This window comes from Sphingobacterium chuzhouense (assembly GCF_014692525.1).
GTDB classification, from domain to species: domain Bacteria; phylum Bacteroidota; class Bacteroidia; order Sphingobacteriales; family Sphingobacteriaceae; genus Sphingobacterium; species Sphingobacterium chuzhouense.
In genome coordinates, this window is the sequence record NZ_JACNYL010000002.1 from 994,804 (window position 1) to 1,016,199 (window position 21,396).

Sequence of the window (21,396 nt, forward strand, 5' to 3'; positions counted from 1 at the left end):
TGAAATTCGGTAATTTTACCCCCTCCTAACAGATTCGTGGCATTCTTACAAACCAACATCAAGTGAGGTGATAAGTATAATCAGATTTATTTATCGTCAGGGAGCAAATTACCGATACTTTACATTGAAAGAATTGATCTGAACGGCAGTATTATAAGTTCCAGGAACTTCCCAGCCAATATTTGAAGCCCCAATATATAGTTCTTCCCAACTGGTATGGATAAGATATTTTCGTTGTTGGGCAAGCGCAAAAGCTTTTTTTATCACCGGCAACACATCATAGTCAACTCGCATGGTTTTTCCGATCTCGGTTTTTCCCTGTTGCCCCATAATATCTCGCATATCAGGCATATATATAAATGCTCCTGTATTTTGTTCTTTACCGCCATCTTCAGCAGCGTACAATGGTGCAAAGTCAAACCTCTTATCGTAAAGATTTAACCCGAACCAGATATACCGACCAAAATCCGGTGACGACAAATTCCTATTCTGAACCGTGATGAACCACTGGAACTGTGCAGTATGTAAGCCGGGATCCGTAGATCCCGTCGGCATTTTATCTTCAGTTTTCAACACGTTAAAATCAACGGCCATACGTATTTCCTGTTTGTCGGAAACTTTAAGTATCTCTTGCTCGGTAAGCCCATACTCCAGTAACATGGTGGGCCAAGGCTCGTTTGCTTTACGTGGATTGCTCGCTATACCGTTTTTACCATATTCAGAGACCGTGTTTAAATCCAAAATGATAACTCCTGTTTGGGTGTTGACGTTGATGCTGTTCCCACCTTCTGTTTTGTATTCATGGGTTGATCCTGATCCGGTATAAGTAGAACGAAGTATATCGTTGTTAATGCAATTCCACTGCGCAATGAGCCAAACAGGCGTCCCTGTGGCAACCTCATTATAATTCAAATATCCTTGTGCCTGCCCGTTGGACTCATCTGTCGAACCTACCTTGAAGCCTCGCAGATATTTCGAATCCGTAAATAAATCTTCATATTCTTTCTGCTCTTCTTCCGGCGGCACCACCTCTTCATCCTTATCAAAAGAGGGGTCTTGCGTTGAACAGGCGTAGCTACATAACAATAGCAATGTGTACAAAGAAGCTTTCCAATATTTCATAATTATCTCGTAAGTTTTATAAAAAATGTTCACCCTAATTATTTAAGTAATAACGAGAAGTTATCGTAATCACTATGATCTCCCAACCCCCATACACCGGCGTAACCACCTGTGTAACGTGCGGACGGATCAGAAACAGTTTTATCAAACAAAACATTTCCGGCGGTGTTGCTCACTTTAAACTGGAATGTTCCAGGCGTATCTGAATACACCTCTATTTGATAGGTCTGCGCTCCAGGTAGTGGAGCCATTTCAGAAAAGAAGACACCCGGCCAGTTAACCCCACCATCTGCTGTTGCCAAAAACTGTATCAGGCCATCCCCGTTCATACGCAGCACGTAAAAACGATCGTTGTCTTGTGCATTGAACATAATGCCGGCAAATACGGAGCCTGCCGCCACGCGTATTCTGTAATCCATAGACAATCTAAACGTATTGCCGTCTCCGCTAATCATCTCTGCACCGTTTGCACGGTAAAAGGCGACACCGTTAGATCGGGAATTAAAACGTCCATCCTGTATCTGAAACTCACCATTGACGACAGCCCAACCCACTCCTAAATCTTCCTGTATACCGTCCCTATTAATCCAGGAACTGTTTACTCTGTTAAAATTATCACGGAAGATAATACCAACCTCAAATTTGGAAGCTTCTGATTTTGCGCCATTACTTTCGACCACCAGATCCACTTCGCCATCCGGAAGTCCCTGTGGCAACTCTACCGTAATGTTATACTCGTCTTCCTTGATTATATTAGCTGCTACCATATCAAAGTATACTTTATTACCTGTTTCGATAAAATTGGCTCCTTTTATCGTAATTTCCGTTCCAGCCAAGCCGTAATTTGGCGAGACTGAAAATATAACCGGTAAAGATTTGTCTATGGTGAATGTCTGTGCCGAGGTAGCGATCTCATTTACGCCAACCCGAACTTTTAATGGGCCGGTTACAACGCCGCTATCCGGTACCATGACTTGAATTTCGTTCTCACTAAACGAGACGATCCGACCTGGAATATTGTCAGCGAATAGAACTACGTTCGTATTGATAGGCTTGAAATTCTTTCCTTTGATGGTAATAATATCTCTCACCTTGCCTTGCTCGGGAGAGATGGAAAATATTTCTATACCTCTTTTCGGTTCATTGTCGTACGTATCTTTGCATGCATGTGTCAAGATCGAAATGAGGATGATAACTGATATATGTAGTTTCTTCATTTGCTTATTTTTAATTCATCTATAAAAACCTTCCTGTTACCTGGATTGATATCCGGGGTTTTGTACTAAATTGTGGTTTAACAAAACATCGTTTATCGGTATGGGGAACCAAATTTTGTAAGGAGCTTTGTCCCAATTTTCCTGCATAATAGGTACGATAACATTCCACCGGGATTTGTTTTCTCCTTTTCCGTCTGACAATCCCGCTATCGCAGATTCCATCCTGCCGAAACGTATAAGATCCGTCCGGCGCTGTGCTTCGAAGCATAATTCGCGCGAGCGTTCTTCCAGCAGTTCGGTCACAAAGTTTGATCGCCTATAACGCGAGTCCAGATAGGAAACCTGTGGAGCTGTATTCCCAATGTTTTCGCGGGCGATTCTTCTTCTAACTTCGGTAAGTCTACTTCTAGCCGCAGCTTCATCGCCCGTGAAATACGCAGCCTCCGCATTTAGTAACAGGATATCGGCGAAGCGCAGTATTGGGTAGTTTCCTTCGGAAAGTGCAACATTGATGTTTTTTATGCTTGGATCTTTGTAACGAAACTTCGTAATACAATAGTTTTCATCCTCAGGGGTAGCCGGCAGAGGCATAAAATATTTCACACCATCTATAAATTCAACTGCATTTTCCCGATCAACCAACATACCGCCTAAGTTATGCGCTCTCCTCGGATCATTGGCATCGTATAGGTTATAGTACATCTCTGCCGTAGGACGATAATAACCGTACCCACCTCCGGTAATGTTCGTAGCACCCACCGGTATCAAATAAAACAACCACGCACCGTAATCATTGCTTGACACTTGTGCAGACGTAGACTCTCCTGTAAAAAGACATTCTTCGTACTGGGCACTCTCCGTGGTTTCTCTAAAAAGGTAGTCGTAATGTTGCGTGAGTTTATATGCGCTGTTATCGATGATATCTTGTGATACAACTTTGCTCTTTGTGTACAAATCGGTCGAATTGACCCAGTCAAAACTGTTTAATTCAAAATTTAGATTTTTACCGACATCATTCATTTTTGAACTGGCGAGGTAATTATATGATTTTACCAAAAAACCCGCTGCAGACCATTTATTCGCTCTCCCCGGAATTGTTGCCCGATGAGGAAGCACATCATAAGCATATTGAAGGTCATCCAATACTTGCATAAATACCTCCTGTAAACTATTTCGTGGCGCCATAGGATCTTGTACCGAAGTGGTGTAGACAGGAGCACCGCCATAGAGTATACCTGCGTAATAGTAAAAGAACCCTCGGAGAAAGCGAGCCTCGCCTTTAATCTCTTCCTTTCTGGCTTCCGTCATATCGACGCCATCGATATGATCCAACAGGTAGTTTACCCTATTGATCCCTTTGAATAGAAAACTCCAGCTGAATTTGAGAAGCTCATGCTGCTCCGTAAAAGCTGCTGTAGGAATAGCTCCAAAGAGCGGGTCAGCGAGTCCATCGCGCATAATAGTTTCGTCCGTACCTCCATCAAGCAATGTTTGCATCCCTGAATTGAATGAAGCTCTTCCCCATTCGCCCTGAGCGACAGCCGCAACTACGGTATTGTAGCAGCCCGTAAGAGCCAGTTCGGCGTCGCTGGCCGTTTTATAGAAATTGTCTACCACAGTATTGGAGTATGGGGTTGTATCCAGAAACTTACCGCAACCGCCAAAGAATATTGTTATAGAAAGCAAAATATAATATAAATAACTCGTTTTCATATACTTAGTAAATTTAGAAAGTTAGGTTTATACCAAAAATTATGGAACGTGTACGCGGATACGATATCCTGTCAAATCCGGGCAATAATGCGTTGTTCGAATCTATTTCCGGATCAAAACCAGTGTAACTCGTCCACGTATACAGGTTGTCTGCGGTCGCATATAGTTTAAGATTGGATACATTGCCCATTCCAGCACGTTTTAACAAATCGTTCGGAACCGTGTATCCCAAAGACAGGGTTTTCAACCGTAAAAACGAAGCATCCTCTACGTAATAGCTAGAGGTTTTCATAGAAGTTGTATTTTTGGTATCGAGACTGAAGGTTCCATATTCGTTCGTTGGATTCTCTGGAGTCCATCGGTTATTCCAAAAATCTTGTGATAAATTTAACCAGGCAAGTGGAGTTCCTCCTTCCAAACGGAAACGTGATTCATTAAAAATTTGATTTCCGTAAGACCCATTTAAAAAGATGGATAGTTCAATGCCTTTATATCGGAAGGTATTATTGATACCGCCAAAAAATTTAGGATTGCTACGGCTAATGATCGTTTGGTCTTCCTCATCAACAATATTATCTGCGCTACCATTCAAGTTTTTAAATTTAAATGAACCGGGTTTCACATTTGTTCCTTGTACACTGACTACGCCATCTTTTAACGTAAAGCTTCTATCGTCAAAAGGAATACTAGGATCGCTGTTGTTCTGCCAGGTAAACTCATCCAATTGATATACGCCGTCAAAAACATACCCGTACGCCGTTCCTATCGGATGGCCAATCATGACACGGCCAACATTGGTAATCCAACCTCCACCGATATTGACGGGGATAAAATCTACGCCACCTAAATCTCTCACCGTATTCCTATTGGTGCTTATGTTAAAGTTTGTAGACCACTCGAAGTTGCTGTTTCTAATGTTTACGGTCGACAATTGTATTTCTATGCCTTCATTGTCTATGCGCCCCATGTTTTTCCATTGTGAGGAGAAGCCTGATTGAGAAGGCACCGGCGCGGGCATGAGCATGTCGTTTGTAATTTTCCGATAGGCATCCATGGTTAGCTGTATCCGATTATTGAATATACCTAAATCAAGTCCGGCATTATACTGATCTGTAGCTTCCCATTTCAAATCCGGATTGGCCATGGTCGATGGTGAAAGCCCGAGTGTACCGTTATAATAAGTATTTTCCATATTCGCCATATACTGATGTGACGGGATACGTTCGTTGCCGGTGCGTCCATAACTCAGCCTCAATTTTAAATCACTTAGAAAATCTACATTTTGTAGGAATTTTTCTTCGGACAGCCGCCATGCAGCTGCCGCAGAAGGGAAATAGCCATATCGATTAGCCTTTCCGAATTTGTCCGAGCCATCTGCGCGTAGACTGACCGTAAAAAGATAACGTCCGTACAGGTCATAGTTTATTCTAGAAAGATAAGAAACGCGATTATTTACATCCCGAAATGAATATAAGCTATTCAGAACCGATCCCTTGGATATGTTGTATGGGCCGTTATTTTCATCGAGATAGTTACCGTTGTCCACACCAAACGATTCGTAATTGTAGTGGTTTGACTCAAAGACGGCAATGGCGTCTAATTTGCTCCATCCAAAATCTTTTTTGTACGTCAGCTGGTTGGTATTGGCAATATTGTAAGCTCTACTTTCCGAAACTATTGCCCGCCCGTTATTGCCGGCTCCCCATTCCGTATTTTTACCATAGAATTCGTCGCCTTTAGAGCTGGAAAGTATACCACCCACGGAGGTATTGAACGTTAATCCTTCCATAATTTTATAATCCGCATACGCATTCATATTAGCACGGATGATAGAAGTACTTTTAATGGCATCTTCCAACATGGATATGGGCGATACATATACTCCAGTATTGTCCCATGAGGGGACAAATACTTCTACAGGGCGTGATGTGACCAGACTCTGTACGACACCGTTGAATGTCCCTCCTTCTCCACCACTCTGGCTGGCGCCGTTGAATTTCGAAAACGACGTATTGAAGTTTGTGCCCACTTTGAGCCTTTCCGTAGACTGGTGATCTAATTTTAGACGGGAGGTAACTCGCTGGTAATTGTTGTTGATTATAATCCCTTGATATTTTGTATACCCAACGCTTCCAGAATATTGCGTTTTTTCGTTACCTCCATCCAGCGAAAGGTTATGGTTATGCGATATGGCTGTACGTAACATCTCGTCCTGCCAGTCATGGCTAGGTAGGGCGTAGGGATCTAGAGGAGAATCAAGTTCATTGTAGGCACCGTCTCTATTCGAATCGGAATAAAACAGTGGCGAATTCGGATCGATTATCTTTCGATAATCGATGAAGTCGGAAGCCCCTAGTACATCAATTCTTTTCGAGACTACACCAAGGTTGACATTTCCATCGTAATTGATCCGGCTTCTTCCGGCTCTACCGCTCCTTGTTGTGACCAAGATAACACCATTAGCTCCTCTGGAACCGTAGATCGCGGTGGCCGAAGCATCCTTCAATACTTCTATCGATTCGATATCCGCAGGATTAATGCTGGCCAAAGGATCTAATTGACTACCGTTACCCATTTTTGCGGAAGCTATCTCATTGGCATTGACATCCATTTGAATACCATCTATGACATACAAAGGCTGTGAAGATCCGTATACTGAAGTAGCTCCGCGGATAGATATGCGTGAATTGGCACCAAGTTCTCCCGATTGGGAAGATATCTGTACACCGGCCATCCGTCCTTGCATGGCATTGACAAGGGAAACTGGTCGAGATTGCATGATGTCTTCGGATTTTATCCCCGTTACTGCACCAGTCAGGTCTTTCTTATTTACCGTGCCATAACCTACAACCGTGACTTCTTCCATATTTTGCACGTCTTCCATAAGTGTGACTTCGATATAGTTAAGATTTGCTGTTCTGACCGTCTGGCTGATGAACCCCGTATAGGAGATATGTAAATCCGTTCCGCCAGGGACGGTAATGGAAAAAGCCCCTTTGGCATCTGTTACAGTTCCGATATTACCATCTTTTTGTACTACGGAAGCGCCTACAAGGATATTTCCTGCCTGATCCCTTACGATGCCGGTTATGACTTGTTGGATGAAGGAAGGATCTTGTATATTGTGGTTCTGGTCTATGTTGTGGGCATTGGATGGTCTATTGACAATCGATGGTATTTCTTTTTTGTTAAGTACAATGACTTTATCTTGTATTTCATAGCCATAGGGTTGGTTTTTGAAAAGCAACTCCAGTGTATGTTGCAGGCTTTCGTTCTGTACATTGATATTCACAGATTCTACGACAACATCGCGTTTATTGTAAAAAAATTTTAGACCTGTTTGCTGTTCTATTTTTTTAATTACCGATCCAAGCGTAGCTCTACGCTCGCTAAGTGTAACCCGCTGACCATATACATTGGCAGAGAGTTGTACGGAAAAAAATGTTAATAATAGAAGCGTTAATTTCAATCGCATAAGATTTTGTCTATGTTGTAAAAACAACAAGCTTGATAATAATTTTAAATGCATACTTTTGTATGGTTTGGTTTACAAATGGATACTGTTTACACAAAAAAGTCTAGTTTGTTTGTCCAAATTTCAGCTGGAAATGTAGCGAGCATTTCCGGCTTTTTGATCTATACTAGGCAATACAACTCTCAAGGATCTTTTATTTCTATCATATATCTATTTTTTATGTTTTACGACTAGATTCTTTTCACTTCTTAGTTCAAAATTGACACCTGCAACCTTTAAAAGATGTAAAGCCTGCCCAAGTGTTACATCTCGAGGTATGTAACCTGAAAAAAGATCATTTGATCCCGTTATTTCATACGTAACGTCGATGTCGTACCACCTTGCAAACTCGTCCATTACGGCATGGATGTCATCGTCGTTAAAATAGAAAAATCCTTGTTTCCATGCTGTAAATCCTTCCACATCAACTTGGTTTTCCTTAATACCTGAATGATCGACTATAGCTTGCCTGCCTGCAGTCAATTTTACTTTATCAGGCTTTTGTTTGCTTAGAGCATCCAGCTTTTGTACGGTTACAACGCCTTCCGTAACTGTTGTTACAACGCCTTTTTTTGCCACATAGCTATTGATATTGAATTTTGTGCCTAATACTTCTACTAGTTGCTGATCCAATTTCACAAAGAAAGGGATACGCGATCCATCCTTTGACGTCTGTTTACTAATTTCAAAATATGCTTCTCCGCGGAGCAATTCAACCGTACGGGATGATCCGTTGAATTCGGAAGGAAACCGTATGGAGGAAGATGCGTTTAACCACACTTTGGAACCATCAGCCAACCTCAATTGATATCGTCCTCCTTTAGGTGTAGATAAAATCGCGTATTGGGTGCTATTTTTATCGTGCTTGTCATAAAGCTTGGTACCGTCTAAGTATTGTACGTCGCCATCGATGATTAGTTGCGATTGTTCCTGGTCCAGCTCAATTGCCCTTCCATCAGCAAAAGTGAGATTCGCTTTATTATCGGCGGGAGATATATCATTAAGACTAAGAGAATGTTTCGTCTCTACGCTAGGTGCCACCATCGTATAATAACAGACCCCAATCAAAAAGAAAAATGCCACCGTCGCCGCTACTGTCCTAAAATTATTGAACCGGTAACGAATACGACGATGTGGAGAGGGTATATCTACCCTTTCCTTGACCTTTGCCAAAATTCTGTCCTTTAGCTCGGATTCACTTTCGGAAAAAGAATCAGGAATATCTATAGTATCGTCATCAAAACTGTTATACCATGCGGAAAGTTCCATCTTTTCTGTTTCGTTGATAGTGCCCGCTAACCATTTATTGGCCAATTCTTGATATCGATTCGTTGAGTTCATAGTATCGCTTTAATAATAGGTGTGTTGTACCCACTACTTCCCTTAGTGGTGATTCATATTTTTTTGAAAGAAAGTTTTAGCTTTATTCTACAATAAAGTTGTCAGGAAGCTGCTCAGTTTTATTCTGAGTATTCGGAATGCTTTTCCAAGATGCGCTTCCACTGTTTTTTCGGAGAGATTTAGTTTTTCGGCTATTTGTTTTTGGGTACAGCCTTCTTCACGACTGAGTCGAAAAACCAATTGACATTTTTCTGGCAGACGTTGTACATATTTGGCCAACTCATGCTGTAGTTCCTTAAAGTCAAGCAGCTGCTGTGTAGAATTGTCGAATTGTTCTTTTGTAAGAATATAATCAAGATATTTCCTTTTTTGAAAATACCTGTTCAACGTTTGAAATACCCGATATTTCACAGAGACTGCCAAGTAACTCGAGAGCTCTAGTCTAATCTGCAAATCATTCTTTCTATTCCATAAAGAGATAAAAATATCCTGAACGATTTCCTCTGCATCTTCCAAACTATCCACCCTGTTTGATGCAATCGTAAAAAGCTTCTTCCAATAGCGATTGTAAATCTCCGTAAAGGCATTTTCGTCTCCTTGCCTCAACAAATCTATGAGCTCGTTGTCTGTAAAATCTGGGTAAGAATGCATAAGTTTAAAAAGGCTAACTCGCTCGAGTTATCAAGCATAGCAACAAAAGTAAAGTTTCTTTTTCATCTTTCTGTCATGGACTGTCATGGTAAAAGATATTTTGCGTAAAATAAATAAAAAAATTGGAGTAAGGGATTTATGCATTTTATCATACCTATAAATAACAGTTCAAGATAGTCATTTGATATAATCAATGATAATGGAAATTAAACACGGCCTTACAATGATAAAACAAGAAAAGAATTACAGGATTTTAGGTGCTTATGCGATCTTTCTTTCGATGATCAGCTGTTCACATAATGCACATACCGGACAACATGGGCAACAAGTGTATGATACGATTTCTATATTAGAAGATCGCTTTTTTCAAAAAGGCATCGCGTTAGTTGGTTCGAACACCGGCCAGCTGGTAGAAGACAAATTTATCTACCCCTTCGGAAAGTTGCAAAACGATACTATGGCAGCATGGAGATTAGCAGAATGGGGATCAAAAAAATTATTGAAGGAAACGCCTAGATTAACTAACGGAGAAGTAATCTATGAAAATGAGCTAAAAAAAATTGCTTTTTCTGAAGACACCCGTACGATGGCCGTTAAGATGTTCTTAAATGCCGGAAACGAATATAGCAAAATAAGGGCTGACGGAGAATATTGGCCACATCTGCTATTAGAACAGAGATTCCAGAGCCCTAGACCCCTAACCAATGCCAGACATCTCTTCGTAAAAATGGATGTGGACTTAATAGCTGTCGAATTGAAAACAGCAAAAGAAGATTTAAATCCGCAACTGCATACCGCTCAGTTTCAACTATTCCTTACCCTTCAAAATAATAACCCTGATGCTGAAGGCTATAAAGATTTCCTCTGGTTCGGACTTCCTTTCTATGACTATCGATATAAAGATGTCGAAATTTATCAAGCTGCCGATGTGGGAAAAGATGATGCATCCCAAAAATTTATTTACATGGCAGGGAGTAAAGATGTCATGGGAGGATCGCTGCATGACGGCAAGCTGTTATCTATACATAAAGACATCTTACCGTATTTATTGACGGCGTTTGAGCAAGCAAAGAACAAGGGTTATCTGAAAGACAGCCAATGGGAGGATATGGAGCTTACAAGCATGAATATTGGCTGGGAAAATCCGGGGCCCATTGATGCTGGAGTGGAATTCAAGAATTTTGATATCTATATGCTTGTCGAGAAGCTACCTTCAAAGTAATACCGAGAAAGCCATTATAAAAAAAGAAAAATGACAAGAAAGATTTTGTTTGTGTATCTATGGATATTTTTTGCTATTGTACAAAAGGCCAGCGCCCTAAATTGGACTGCACATTGGATTGCTCCGAGCTCGTCCTCTTCTCTTGATTATGGGGTTCATCTGTTCCGAAAGAAAATCAATATTCCGCATTCACCGGGTCATTTCGTTATCCACCTATCTGCAGATCAGCGCTATGTCCTTTTCGTGAACAGCCATTGCATTAACCGTGGGCCGGCAGCAGGCTCGCCATTACGTTGGAATTACGATACGATAGATATCGCTCCTTATCTTCAAGTAGGAGAAAATGTCATTACTCTACAAGTAGTAAACTATGGCAAATGGACTCCGGGTGCACAAATGACATTATCTACAGGGTTCATTATGCAAGGTGACGGTGAAGCAGAACAGGTATTAAATACGGACAAGAGCTGGAAAACAAAAAAAAATAAAGCATATAAACCTTCTTTAGAACACATGGAGGTAATTGATATCGAACCGGCAGACCAAATCTACGGTTCACTTTATCCTTGGGGATGGCAGCAGGTTGATTATGACGATTCTCATTGGGAGGAAGCGGCCGTTCAAGAGAGAGGGATGAACTATGGCGAGGGAACAGAATATATACGTGCGCTACAGCCTCGCAACATCCCTTTACCGGAATTGAAGGCAGAAAAATCCATGCATGTTCGACGAGCATCAGGGATTACGATGAATGGCCTTTTTTTAGAAAAAGGGGCAATCACTATTCCTCCATTTACAAAAGCCAGCCTGCTATTGGATCAAACATATCTCACAAATGCCTTTATAGAAGTTGTATTAAGTGGTGGCAAGCAAGGGAGTCTATCCATTGCCTATGCAGAGGCATTGTACGATACGGAAGGGAATAAAGGAAATAGAGATGAAATCGATGGAAAGAAACTACTTGGGGTTAAAGATATTATTTACCCAGATGGAGGTAAGCACAGACCTTATAGTCCGCTGAATTTTAAGACATTCAGATATATACAGCTAGATATAGAGACAAAAGAGCAGCCCTTGATAATTGAACAGCTTGACTGTACATTTGTCGGATACCCTTTTCAAGAGCTTGGCCGATTCGAAAGCAGCAATCCGGTGTTGTCCACGATCTGGAAAACAGGCTGGCGCACAGCAAGGTTATGCGCGGTAGATCTCTATTACGACTGCCCATACTACGAGCGTATGCAATATACCGGAGATACCCGCATTCAATCCCTGATATCACTTTATGTAAGTGGGGATGACCGTTTAATGCGCAAAGCTATTACCGACCTAGCGTCTTCTTTAGTCCGTGAAGGCATCTTACAAAGCCGTTATCCAGCACAAAGAATACAGATTATTCCGCCATTCTCGTTGTATTGGATCAATATGTTGCATGATTACTGGATGCACAGGCCGGATGAAAACTTTGTAAAGGAGTATTTACCGATTGCTCAACAAATAATACGTTGGTATACCGAACGTGTCGATCCTGCTACGGGCATGCTTGGACCAATGTCCCACTGGAACTTTGTCGATTGGCCAAACGAATGGCCTTGGTCTGCACAGCGGCCTTCCGGCGGTGTTCCTCCGGGGGGAATAGAAGGAGGTTCTTCTATTATTAGTCTTCAGTTTGCCTATACCTTAAAAGATGCTATTGATTTGATGTCCTACTTCGGTGAAAATGCGAAAGCAAAGGAATATCGGTTACTTCATAATAAGATAAACCATGCTGTTTTAACACATTGTTATGATCCGCATCGTAAATTGCTGGCAGACGATATTAAAAGGAGCAGCTATAGCCAGCATGCCAACATCATGGGAATACTAGCCGATGCAATCCCTAAAAAAGAGCAAGCCGATGTCTTGTTAAGATTAGATTCAGATACTTCTCTCATACAAGCGACACTATTTTACCGCTTCTATCTTATAAGGGCAATGAAAAAAGCAGGTTTAGCTAATAGATATGTAGATCAATTGCAATTATGGAAAGACATGCTAGACCTAGGGTTGACGACTTTTGCGGAACGCCCTGAACCTTCCAGATCCGACTGCCACGCCTGGAGTGCCAGCCCTAATTATGATTTTTTGGCTACAATATGTGGTGTAGAACCTGATTCACCGGGATTCAAAACCGTAAAAATAAGCCCAAATCTCGGGAGTTTAGAATTTATTGAGGCTGAAATCCCTCATCCATCAGGTATTATAAAACTATATCTAAAAAAAGAGATAGACAAGCTATCTGGAGAAATTACGCTCCCGAACGGTGTTTCGGGAACATATGGGTATAAGGGCAAATCAATCAAGCTAACTGCTGGAACAAACAAAATATAAACCACATACTCCCGCATAAGGAGATCCATTAACTAATTGTATTTCTATGAGAACAAAAAAGAACCTTAAACGCTATTTTTACAGACTTTCAAAAATAGCTTTGCTTGCTGGCATCGTTTTCCTCGGTTTAAGTAGCTGTAACAAAGCGCACGATGGACAAGAAGAATTTAGCGATGGGCTATCAAAAGGCGTCGGGACATCGGAGCATCTTTTTGCCTTAACAAGTCCTCTATCCTTGTTAACCGATCAAAATTTCCAACATGGATTCCATGTACTCCATCCATCCACCGGCGTGGTACAGGGATCAATATTATATGCTGGAGGAGGTTCGTCTCCAAAATGGAATTTGTCTCAGTGGTATAGTAACTCCTCCTTATATGGTGCAACACCAACTCCCCTATCATCCGGTTCATACCGTTTTGCCGATTCAAATAAAGCGATTACTATAGGGCCAGCGTCTTCTACAGATAGGGATATTATTTTTGCCATCAATGGTCAAAATGAGTTTGGTGATACATATAGAACATCGTCTCAACCGTTTCCTCATTTGATTATCGATCAAAGGATTGCGGATCCCGATGGTTGGTTAGGCAGCGCAACACCATTTATCGGAGCGTTGGATAGCCTCAATTTCCAGATTGATGCCTATCTGGACTACCATGCAAGAAACCAGAAAGCAGGATATAATTCTGCTATCCATGCCTTGCAGTTCAGCTGCGTGTTCCTTGTCCAGAATCTCAATCCCAGCAGTGCTGGCTACGGCAAGTCTATGTATTTCTTAATTATGCTGTTTGACGATAGATATAGCTTGCCCGGACTCTCTATTGGAGAAGATATATTTAGTGGTCAGCTTATTTACGATGTAGGCTTGGCATCCTTTAGTACCACTGGTCTTGTACAGGGGCAATGGAAGACCGTGAAAGGAGATCTTTTATCCCAGATCAAGCAAGGGCTGAACGAAGCCTGGAGCAGAGGATATCTACTTGAATCGCAATCATACAACGATTACAAGGTATCTCTTTTTACAATGGGATTTGAATGTACCGGGCTCAATATTGGCACGATGAAAACCCGTAACTTAAGTTTGATAGCCTATTAATAAACTTATTCTGGGACAAATGAAAAAAAGAAAATTCTTTAAATTTCCGGTTAGCTCAATAATCGTTTTAACATTTTTATTTGGATGTAAAAACACTAATTTAAATCAATCGGTAGAAGAAGTTATTGTTGCTGAAAGTGAAAACGTGAATACCATTATTCCCGATTATGTAGGAGACGAATCTCTAGATCAATTAGTCATTAAAACGAGGTATATAGGTGATCTGTTCATCGATAACGGCATATCATTGGAAAAATCTGGAGTCATTAACTCACAGGGAAATATCCGGATGGTTATAAATACACAAGATTTAAATCATAGAAATTTATATAAACCTATACAAGGAGGCGGCCCACATATTTGGATCAGCAAACAACCTAGTACAACAAAAAAGGTGACACCTTGGGCAACGTCCAATGAACTTATTTTGCAAATGCGGGCTGCTGTACCTCATGTTAAATTGGAAGATAAAGATGGAAAAACCGGATCTTCTGATTTTTCAGCCGATCGAGCCCCAGTAACACAACTAAGTTTTGGGATTTATCTACATGATGAAGGCAGTAATAAGACGTTTGCCTATATTATTCCCGTTTATGAGTCGCGAGGAACCTACCAAGAATCGGCAAACAATCATGATACCTACACCAGTTTTATTTCAAGTCCTTTAGAGTCTAATAGCCAATATATTACAAAATATCCCAAGTCGGAAAGCTTACAGTCTAAACCTTACGCTGAAAAGAAATTTTTCAAAGTATCAATTACCAGAGAAAATTTGCTAAAGGGAATAAAGGATTCAAATATTGGTCTTTCACAAGATTTATCCAAATACCGAATTGCGTTTTTAGGCGTACTGTTTGAACTTCCAAATTATGTCGAAAGTGGCAGTAACATAAGTATGGTTGAACTCAGTCATTTTACGGCTTTTACACGGTATAAGATGTCCATGTGAAAGTATAAAAAAGGTGCCTTTTAATAAGGCACCTTCAATTTGCTTAACCTTGAATAATATACTTGTAGAAATAAAACTATAATAAGTCGTCTCTGTCAGGGTCTAGAGAATCGTTTTCTCTTTTACGACGCTCTACAATTCTGCTACTACGCTCTGTGTCAAATGTGCTCGGATCGTTTGTCATATCATCACGGTTCTCTTCAATATCTTCTATAGAAGATGGTCTACGTCTCCGGTAAAACCTATCCTCATCGAAATGACTGTGTGTATAAAATTCATCACGGTTATAATCCGTAACTACAATGGGAAGACCGGCTTCATCGCGTCCTTCAAAAATCCTGCGGACCGACAATTCTGTTTCGGGATCTACACGGTCTTTTACATAGCTGGGCAATAGCATAATCTGTTGTGCGTTTACCGGAATAACGACCACTTTTCCGTCATCATCTGGATTGTACGTGCCTTCACCTGCATAACCTTGCGGAGCAATCGCAGGATCGTCTTCCAATCTGCGGTCTACCTGATCTGAAATTTCATTTTCCTCCGCAATGCGGTTATCTGTGTCCTGAATAAGGCCATCATCATATAAATCAGCAATGCCGATAGGAACCAAAATTTTCTTGTCGTCCTCAATACCTAATTCGTTGCCATCTAGATCAACCACAAGGTAGCGAACCTTACGGCTGTCTGGATTGAAAAGCAATTCATCTACTTCACCGATCTGCTGACCAAGTTCATTTTTCACATCCCATCCTTTAATATTTGGTTCCCCGTCTACTATCTCGTAATCACTTCCACCCAGTTCAACCAGATGGTCGTATTTGTTTTCTTCTAATGCCATGATTTTGTTTTTCTAAGTTTCCAATATGTACTATTTATTGTTTATGTCGAAACGCAACAATCTGTACATTACGATTCTGTTGTCTTCCGTCTTTAGTCGCATTACTCGTCACGGGCTCTTCTTCGCCCAATGAATGAGTTGATACTTTACTTCGTTCTATACCACCACTGTTAATCAACCAGTCTTTTACCGCGTTAGCACGTTCGGCACCTAATTCTTTGTTATGCGAAGCTGTCCCCGTAGAGTCGGCGCTACCATATACACCAATATACGCCCCCTTGAAACGTTCGTTTAAAGCGTCTGCAATCTGTTTGAGTTTCGTCTCGGAACTACCCTGAATTTCTTTTTGATCCGTTGCAAACAGGATATTTTCACCAATCGTATAAATCGTGTAATCCGCGTTTTCGCGTGTCATAATATCTGTATCTGTAATATCCGGATTAGTAGATTGTGGTGTGTTAAAATCTACCGAATTCCAGTCTGGCTCTGTTGCGGCCAACACTTCTGACCGATCTATTGTCGAGTTAGCAGTGGTGTCCGTTACTCCCGTCTCTGTAGAATCTGGATTACACTGATTTACGGCAAATATTATAATTGCCAGTGCGATGATTGCAAGCAAAAGCCAGACCCACCAGGGTGTTCCGCTTTTAGGTTGTACTTCTAAATGTGCCATAATCTGTATTTATTTAATGTTATTTTTTGTAACTACTCCAATAGAACAGCGTTGTAGATTATTTCGTTCAAAAAATTTTAGTAAACACAGACCTTAGTTAAAACTCTGTTATATATTTTTATACCCCTATGCATTTTTATGCCATATTCATAAAAATTTACAGATAAACAATATCCACAAAAAAACTATAAACAACTAAATATCAACACTTAATATTTTTTAAAGCACTTTTTAAAAGACTTTTTATGCGCTTTATTGCGTATTTATTTTTTTCTTATCCTATATTTATATTCATTTTAGAGCTGAACATGACCTTGACTAAAGCCTTTTTACGATGTATATTACTTATATTCTATTCTCTTCTATCGATAATTTCTTTGGGACAACCATTTAGTTATCAGATCATTGGGAAGGTAATTAATAAAGATTCGCAACCTATTGGTTCGGCAACGGTTACCCTAAAAGATAAAGAATTGAAGACCATTTCTACCGCTATAACAGATAGTTTGGGATCATTCATTTTAAGATATGACAAAAGTGGTAACGACTATTTAGTTAAGATCCAGCATCTAGGATATAAAGAATATCAAAGTTCGATAAAAGAAGTACATAACAATGACCTCGGCACAATTCAGCTTTTAGAACTGGACAATATTCTAAAAGCAGTGGAAGTCAAGGCAAAGCCGAACATCATAGACGTTAGCGGAGGCATCATCACTTATAATGTAGAAAACTCGATTGGCGGTCAAGATGTTTCTGCCCTGGAAGCGCTTAAACGTGCCCCCGGTGTATATGTCGAAAATGAAAGTTCGATTACACTGAATGGCAAAGGAGGCGTTCAGATATTGTTGGATGGAAGACAGACATATCTTTCTCAGAACGAACTGACTGACTTACTGAAATCACTTTCGTCTAACGACCTCAAGGCCATAGAGATCATTAATAGTCCCACAGCAAAGTACGATGCATCGGGTTCTGCGGGCATTATAAACATTAAAACGAAGAAGAATCAAATTAAAGGCTTAAACGGAAATATATCCAGCACGTTAGCATATGGTGTCAGCCCAAAACAGCTACAAAATATGTCCGTGAACTACAGAGTGGATAAAGTGAATGTATTTGGGAGTTATAATCACACACTCGGAAATTACAATTATCTTTATGGCTCTGACAGATCCCAGAATGGGAAATTATATAGTAGCCACACAGACGATATTGATAAAAGACAAAAAATGTCAGCTCGATTTGGCATAGATTATTTTATTGACGATAAAAACACGATCGGCTTTCTTGCAAATAGCAACTTTATTTTTGGTGGGGGCATAACCGATACCAGAACCGGCATCAGTACAATACCTTCCTCCATCATCGAAGAAACTCTGGACGCTGTAAATGATTATTACGGACAGGGTACCAGCCGATATAACTTTAATTTCAATTACCGATATGAAGATACACTCGGGCATATTTTAAATATTGATGCTGATTATGGATTATTTGATAAATGGAACAAAAATCTCCAATCAAATACATATAGAGATGTCCACGGACGAATAACTGAGGACAACTTATATCGTACTTTAAACGGAATAGATATTGATATGAAGGGAATTAAGATCGACTATTCTACAAAACTATGGGAGGGAACTTTCGAGGCCGGCGCAAAATACTCCCAAGTCGGTTCCGCCAATGATTCTAGATTTTATCATGTTGGTCCAACCGCGGATAGTTTAGACAACCGAAGGTCAAATGACTTTAAGTTTAACGAAGCGATTTCAAGTGCTTACTTGGATTATAAACGTACAATAAATCAATGGTCTTTTCAAGCAGGTTTAAGATTTGAGGTCGCCGACTCAGAGGGACTCTTACTCTACAAAGAGGATGGTCTAGACAAAAACAATCGAATAAAAAGAGATTTTACTAACCTTTTCCCATTTTTCTCTATAACAACGCAACCCGGAGAAAATCAAAACCTATCGTTGTCATATGCCAAACGAATTGAACGACCTGCTTATCAAGACTTGAATCCATTCATATACATGCTTGATGAACTGTCCTTTTGGCAAGGCAATCCTTTCCTAAATCCAGAGTTGACCCATCGTCTTACTTTATCGTATTCTCGTAAGAATTCAACAGTTGTAACCTTCAACTTTGCTTACTCGGATCAGTTTAACGCTAAGGTAACCGATACGCTCGAGACGGAAAAAATAGTCATGATCAGCAGAAATGTTGGCACGCAAAAGCATTGGTCTTTAGCATTGACACAAAACTTTCCACCAAAGTCATGGTGGGATCTATCATTCAATGGTTTAATATATTATATCCAAAATGATGTATCATTCGATGAATACAGGAATCTTAGCTTACAACAATTCGCTGGGCGATTGAGTCTCTTACAGTCCTTTCGTCTACCATTTAAAATGAAAGCAGAGGTCTCCGCTTCTTATAATTCGAATAGGTTAAGCGGAGCAAATATTTTTAGTGAGGCAATTAGTCAAGTAGATATTGGGATCCAAAAAGCGCTATTGAATGATAAAGCAGTGCTTCGGATAGCGGTAAATGATATATACAAAGGAAACCAAAGCAAGAGTAATCAAAGTTTTCCCGGTTTTCAATCGAGTAACTATGGGTACTTCGAATCTCGACAGGCCCGACTTAGTTTCAGTTATAAATTTAGCAAGGGTCAATCAAGCTTACAGCGCACAAGAAAATCTGCTTTAGAAATTGAAAGTGGAAGGATTCAATAGAAATAAAAGATCACACAAATTATAACCGGATCTCGGATACGAAAATTAATTAAACGAAGCTCTAAATGCTAACGGAGAATTCGAAGTTCTATTTTTGAATAACCGATGGAAAGATCGTGGATACTCAAAACCTAAGTAGTAAGCAATTTCAGAAACGGACATGGATGTGGTGGACAATAGCTCTTTTGCTTTTTCGATAACACGATCTTGAATATGCTGTTGCGTCGTTTGTCCGGTTTGTACGCGCAACATATCACTTAAATAGTTGGGACTTAAATGCAATTCATTTGCTACAAATTGAACACTTGGAACACCTGTTTCTAGCAACTTATCATTTCTGAAATAATCATCCAGCAAGGCCTCCAGTTTTGTCAATAAATCATTGTTAACTTTCTTTCTTGTCAAAAATTGACGATTGTAGAAGCGGTCGCAATATTTAAGCAAGAGATCTATATTGGAAACCAATAGATCTTGCGTAAATCCATCCATATTCGTATCTATTTCGTTATGGATATTTTCTATAATGTCCATTATAGATTTCTCTTCTTTTTCCGAAGCATGTAAAGCTTCGTTGCTTTTATAAGAAAAATAACCGTAATCTTTGATTTGTGACGCTAACGAATAACCTTGTAAAAAATCGGGATGTACCACCAACACAAATCCTTTTACGCCATTAAGCAATACATCTTCAAATTGCAACACCTGATGCGGAGCGATAAAATACATTATTCCCTCATCAAAATCATAATACTGCTGTCCGTATTTACATTTTCCACCAGCACAATCTTTCTTTAAGGCAACGACATAGAAATCTGTCATTATCGTGCTCAAAATAGTCTCCGGCTCCAGTTTTACATCATCAAAATTAAAAACGCTGATCAACGGATTGGAAGGTTTTTTCAATCCTAAAAACTGATAAAGTGCATTAATCGATGAAACTTTATGTGGAGCTCTCATATTTTTATCTTCACATTTGATCATACTAAATTACTGTTTTTATTGTTTAGGAAGAAGTTGTTCATCCCTAATCTGCTCAATTCCTTTTCGATAGGTGGTTACGTGAAACCCCGGAAAACGTTTTCGGAATTTTGAATCATCAAAGATATTGTCATATTCATATCTCGGCAGTAATTCCTGCAATTCACCTACTCTCTTGTTGAATGGAGCACCAATTTTGAACGCAAATTTCGGAACAACGGTATATTTGAATTCTTTTGCATACACATCGGATGCCAAAGCAATAAATTCTTTGTAAGTCGGATGACTACCATCTACCGGCAAATGCCAAGTTTGACCAAACGCATCAGGTGTATTACCGATCAATGCTGTTGCCCGGCTGGCATCAGGCGTCCAAATCAAACTTCTTTTTTTATCGGAACAAATCGGTACTTTCAATTTCTTACCTTCTTTGATATTGTCAAAAATCAAGGTATTGGTAATACTTTGCGTTTTTCCAGGTCCGTAGAACTCTGGTGCACGACAAATAACAGCTTCCAATCCGCCCGACTGTATTTCTTTCAAAACCATTTCTGCCATTTGTTTTCTCACTTGTCCCTTTCTTCCTACCGGATCGAAAACCGTTTCTTCTATCAGCAAGCGGTCGTCCTGCGGATACATATAGGTGTTGTCAAAAAACACTAATTTCGTACCGTTGACTTTGCACGCATCAATCACATTTTGAAGGATAAGCGGAAACTGTTCTTCCCATAAATCCGAACTGATGGGCAATCCTAACGTAAAATAGGCAATTTCACTACCTTTTACAGCTTCAATAGCTTTTTCTTTAATGGATAAATCTGCCGAAAAGACTTCGTCTGTATCGTTAACTTTTTTTGCCCCACGACTCACAATGCGGATGTCGGAAGTAAAATTTCTTTTTAATTCCCTCGCGAGTTCTTCGCCAATCTGACCATTGGCACCTAATATTGTTTGCATTT

The 21,396-nt window shown here is 40.1% G+C and carries 15 protein-coding genes; 5 read left to right on the forward strand and 10 right to left on the reverse strand.

Annotated elements, in window-relative coordinates:
- Nucleotides 1-108: 108 nt before the first annotated feature.
- From H8B21_RS10675 to H8B21_RS10700, 6 genes are all read right to left on the reverse strand, one after another.
- Nucleotides 109-1,122 (reverse strand): hypothetical protein, encoded by a 1,014-nt coding sequence (locus H8B21_RS10675; RefSeq protein WP_190313732.1) that lies wholly within the window; start codon nucleotides 1,120-1,122, stop codon nucleotides 109-111.
- Between the two features lie 38 nt (nucleotides 1,123-1,160).
- On the reverse strand, nucleotides 1,161-2,339 hold the full coding sequence (locus tag H8B21_RS10680; RefSeq protein WP_190313733.1) for an IPT/TIG domain-containing protein: 1,179 nt from the start codon (nucleotides 2,337-2,339) through the stop codon (nucleotides 1,161-1,163).
- A 36-nt stretch (nucleotides 2,340-2,375) separates the two neighbouring features.
- On the reverse strand, nucleotides 2,376-4,052 hold the full coding sequence (locus tag H8B21_RS10685) for a RagB/SusD family nutrient uptake outer membrane protein (protein WP_190313734.1): 1,677 nt from the start codon (nucleotides 4,050-4,052) through the stop codon (nucleotides 2,376-2,378).
- Between the two features lie 13 nt (nucleotides 4,053-4,065).
- A complete protein-coding gene (locus H8B21_RS10690; RefSeq protein WP_190313735.1) occupies nucleotides 4,066-7,527 on the reverse strand; it encodes a TonB-dependent receptor in 3,462 nt (1,153 codons plus the stop codon).
- A 210-nt stretch (nucleotides 7,528-7,737) separates the two neighbouring features.
- Entirely contained in the window at nucleotides 7,738-8,907 is a 1,170-nt protein-coding gene (locus tag H8B21_RS10695) for a FecR family protein (protein WP_190313736.1), read from the reverse strand.
- A gap of 87 nt (nucleotides 8,908-8,994) precedes the next feature.
- Complete coding sequence (locus tag H8B21_RS10700; protein ID WP_190313737.1) at nucleotides 8,995-9,558, reverse strand: RNA polymerase sigma-70 factor; 564 nt, start codon at nucleotides 9,556-9,558, stop codon at nucleotides 8,995-8,997.
- Between the two features lie 223 nt (nucleotides 9,559-9,781).
- Here H8B21_RS10700 and H8B21_RS10705 point away from each other — a divergent pair, with 223 nt between their 5' ends.
- The 4 genes from H8B21_RS10705 to H8B21_RS10720 are packed head-to-tail and all read left to right on the forward strand — an operon-like array spanning nucleotide 9,782 to nucleotide 15,198.
- Entirely contained in the window at nucleotides 9,782-10,780 is a 999-nt protein-coding gene (locus H8B21_RS10705; RefSeq protein WP_190313738.1) for a hypothetical protein, read from the forward strand.
- Between the two features lie 30 nt (nucleotides 10,781-10,810).
- Complete coding sequence (locus tag H8B21_RS10710) at nucleotides 10,811-13,150, forward strand: alpha-L-rhamnosidase-related protein (protein ID WP_190313739.1); 2,340 nt, start codon at nucleotides 10,811-10,813, stop codon at nucleotides 13,148-13,150.
- A gap of 46 nt (nucleotides 13,151-13,196) precedes the next feature.
- Complete coding sequence (locus H8B21_RS10715; protein ID WP_190313740.1) at nucleotides 13,197-14,249, forward strand: hypothetical protein; 1,053 nt, start codon at nucleotides 13,197-13,199, stop codon at nucleotides 14,247-14,249.
- Between the two features lie 19 nt (nucleotides 14,250-14,268).
- Nucleotides 14,269-15,198 carry a hypothetical protein gene (locus H8B21_RS10720; RefSeq protein ID WP_190313741.1) on the forward strand — a complete coding sequence of 310 codons (930 nt, stop codon included), beginning with the start codon at nucleotides 14,269-14,271 and terminating at the stop codon, nucleotides 15,196-15,198.
- 76 nt (nucleotides 15,199-15,274) lie between these two features.
- Here H8B21_RS10720 and H8B21_RS10725 read toward each other — a convergent pair whose 3' ends face one another.
- Both H8B21_RS10725 and H8B21_RS10730 read right to left on the reverse strand, forming a co-directional pair.
- Nucleotides 15,275-16,039: a PRC-barrel domain-containing protein gene (locus H8B21_RS10725; RefSeq protein ID WP_190313742.1), complete on the reverse strand. Its 765-nt coding sequence runs from the start codon at nucleotides 16,037-16,039 to the stop codon at nucleotides 15,275-15,277.
- A gap of 34 nt (nucleotides 16,040-16,073) precedes the next feature.
- Nucleotides 16,074-16,712 (reverse strand): OmpA family protein, encoded by a 639-nt coding sequence (locus H8B21_RS10730; protein WP_190313743.1) that lies wholly within the window; start codon nucleotides 16,710-16,712, stop codon nucleotides 16,074-16,076.
- Nucleotides 16,713-17,089: 377 nt separating this feature from the next.
- Between H8B21_RS10730 and H8B21_RS10735 the strand changes: the two genes are divergently transcribed.
- Entirely contained in the window at nucleotides 17,090-19,459 is a 2,370-nt protein-coding gene (locus tag H8B21_RS10735) for a TonB-dependent receptor domain-containing protein (protein ID WP_190313744.1), read from the forward strand.
- Nucleotides 19,460-19,504: 45 nt separating this feature from the next.
- Here the strand turns inward: H8B21_RS10735 and H8B21_RS10740 are convergent, their stop codons facing one another.
- Nucleotides 19,505-20,416: a helix-turn-helix domain-containing protein gene (locus tag H8B21_RS10740; protein ID WP_190313745.1), complete on the reverse strand. Its 912-nt coding sequence runs from the start codon at nucleotides 20,414-20,416 to the stop codon at nucleotides 19,505-19,507.
- Nucleotides 20,417-20,455: 39 nt separating this feature from the next.
- Nucleotides 20,456-21,394 carry an NAD-dependent epimerase/dehydratase family protein gene (locus H8B21_RS10745; RefSeq protein ID WP_190313746.1) on the reverse strand — a complete coding sequence of 313 codons (939 nt, stop codon included), beginning with the start codon at nucleotides 21,392-21,394 and terminating at the stop codon, nucleotides 20,456-20,458.
- Between the last annotated feature and the right edge of the window lie 2 nt (nucleotides 21,395-21,396).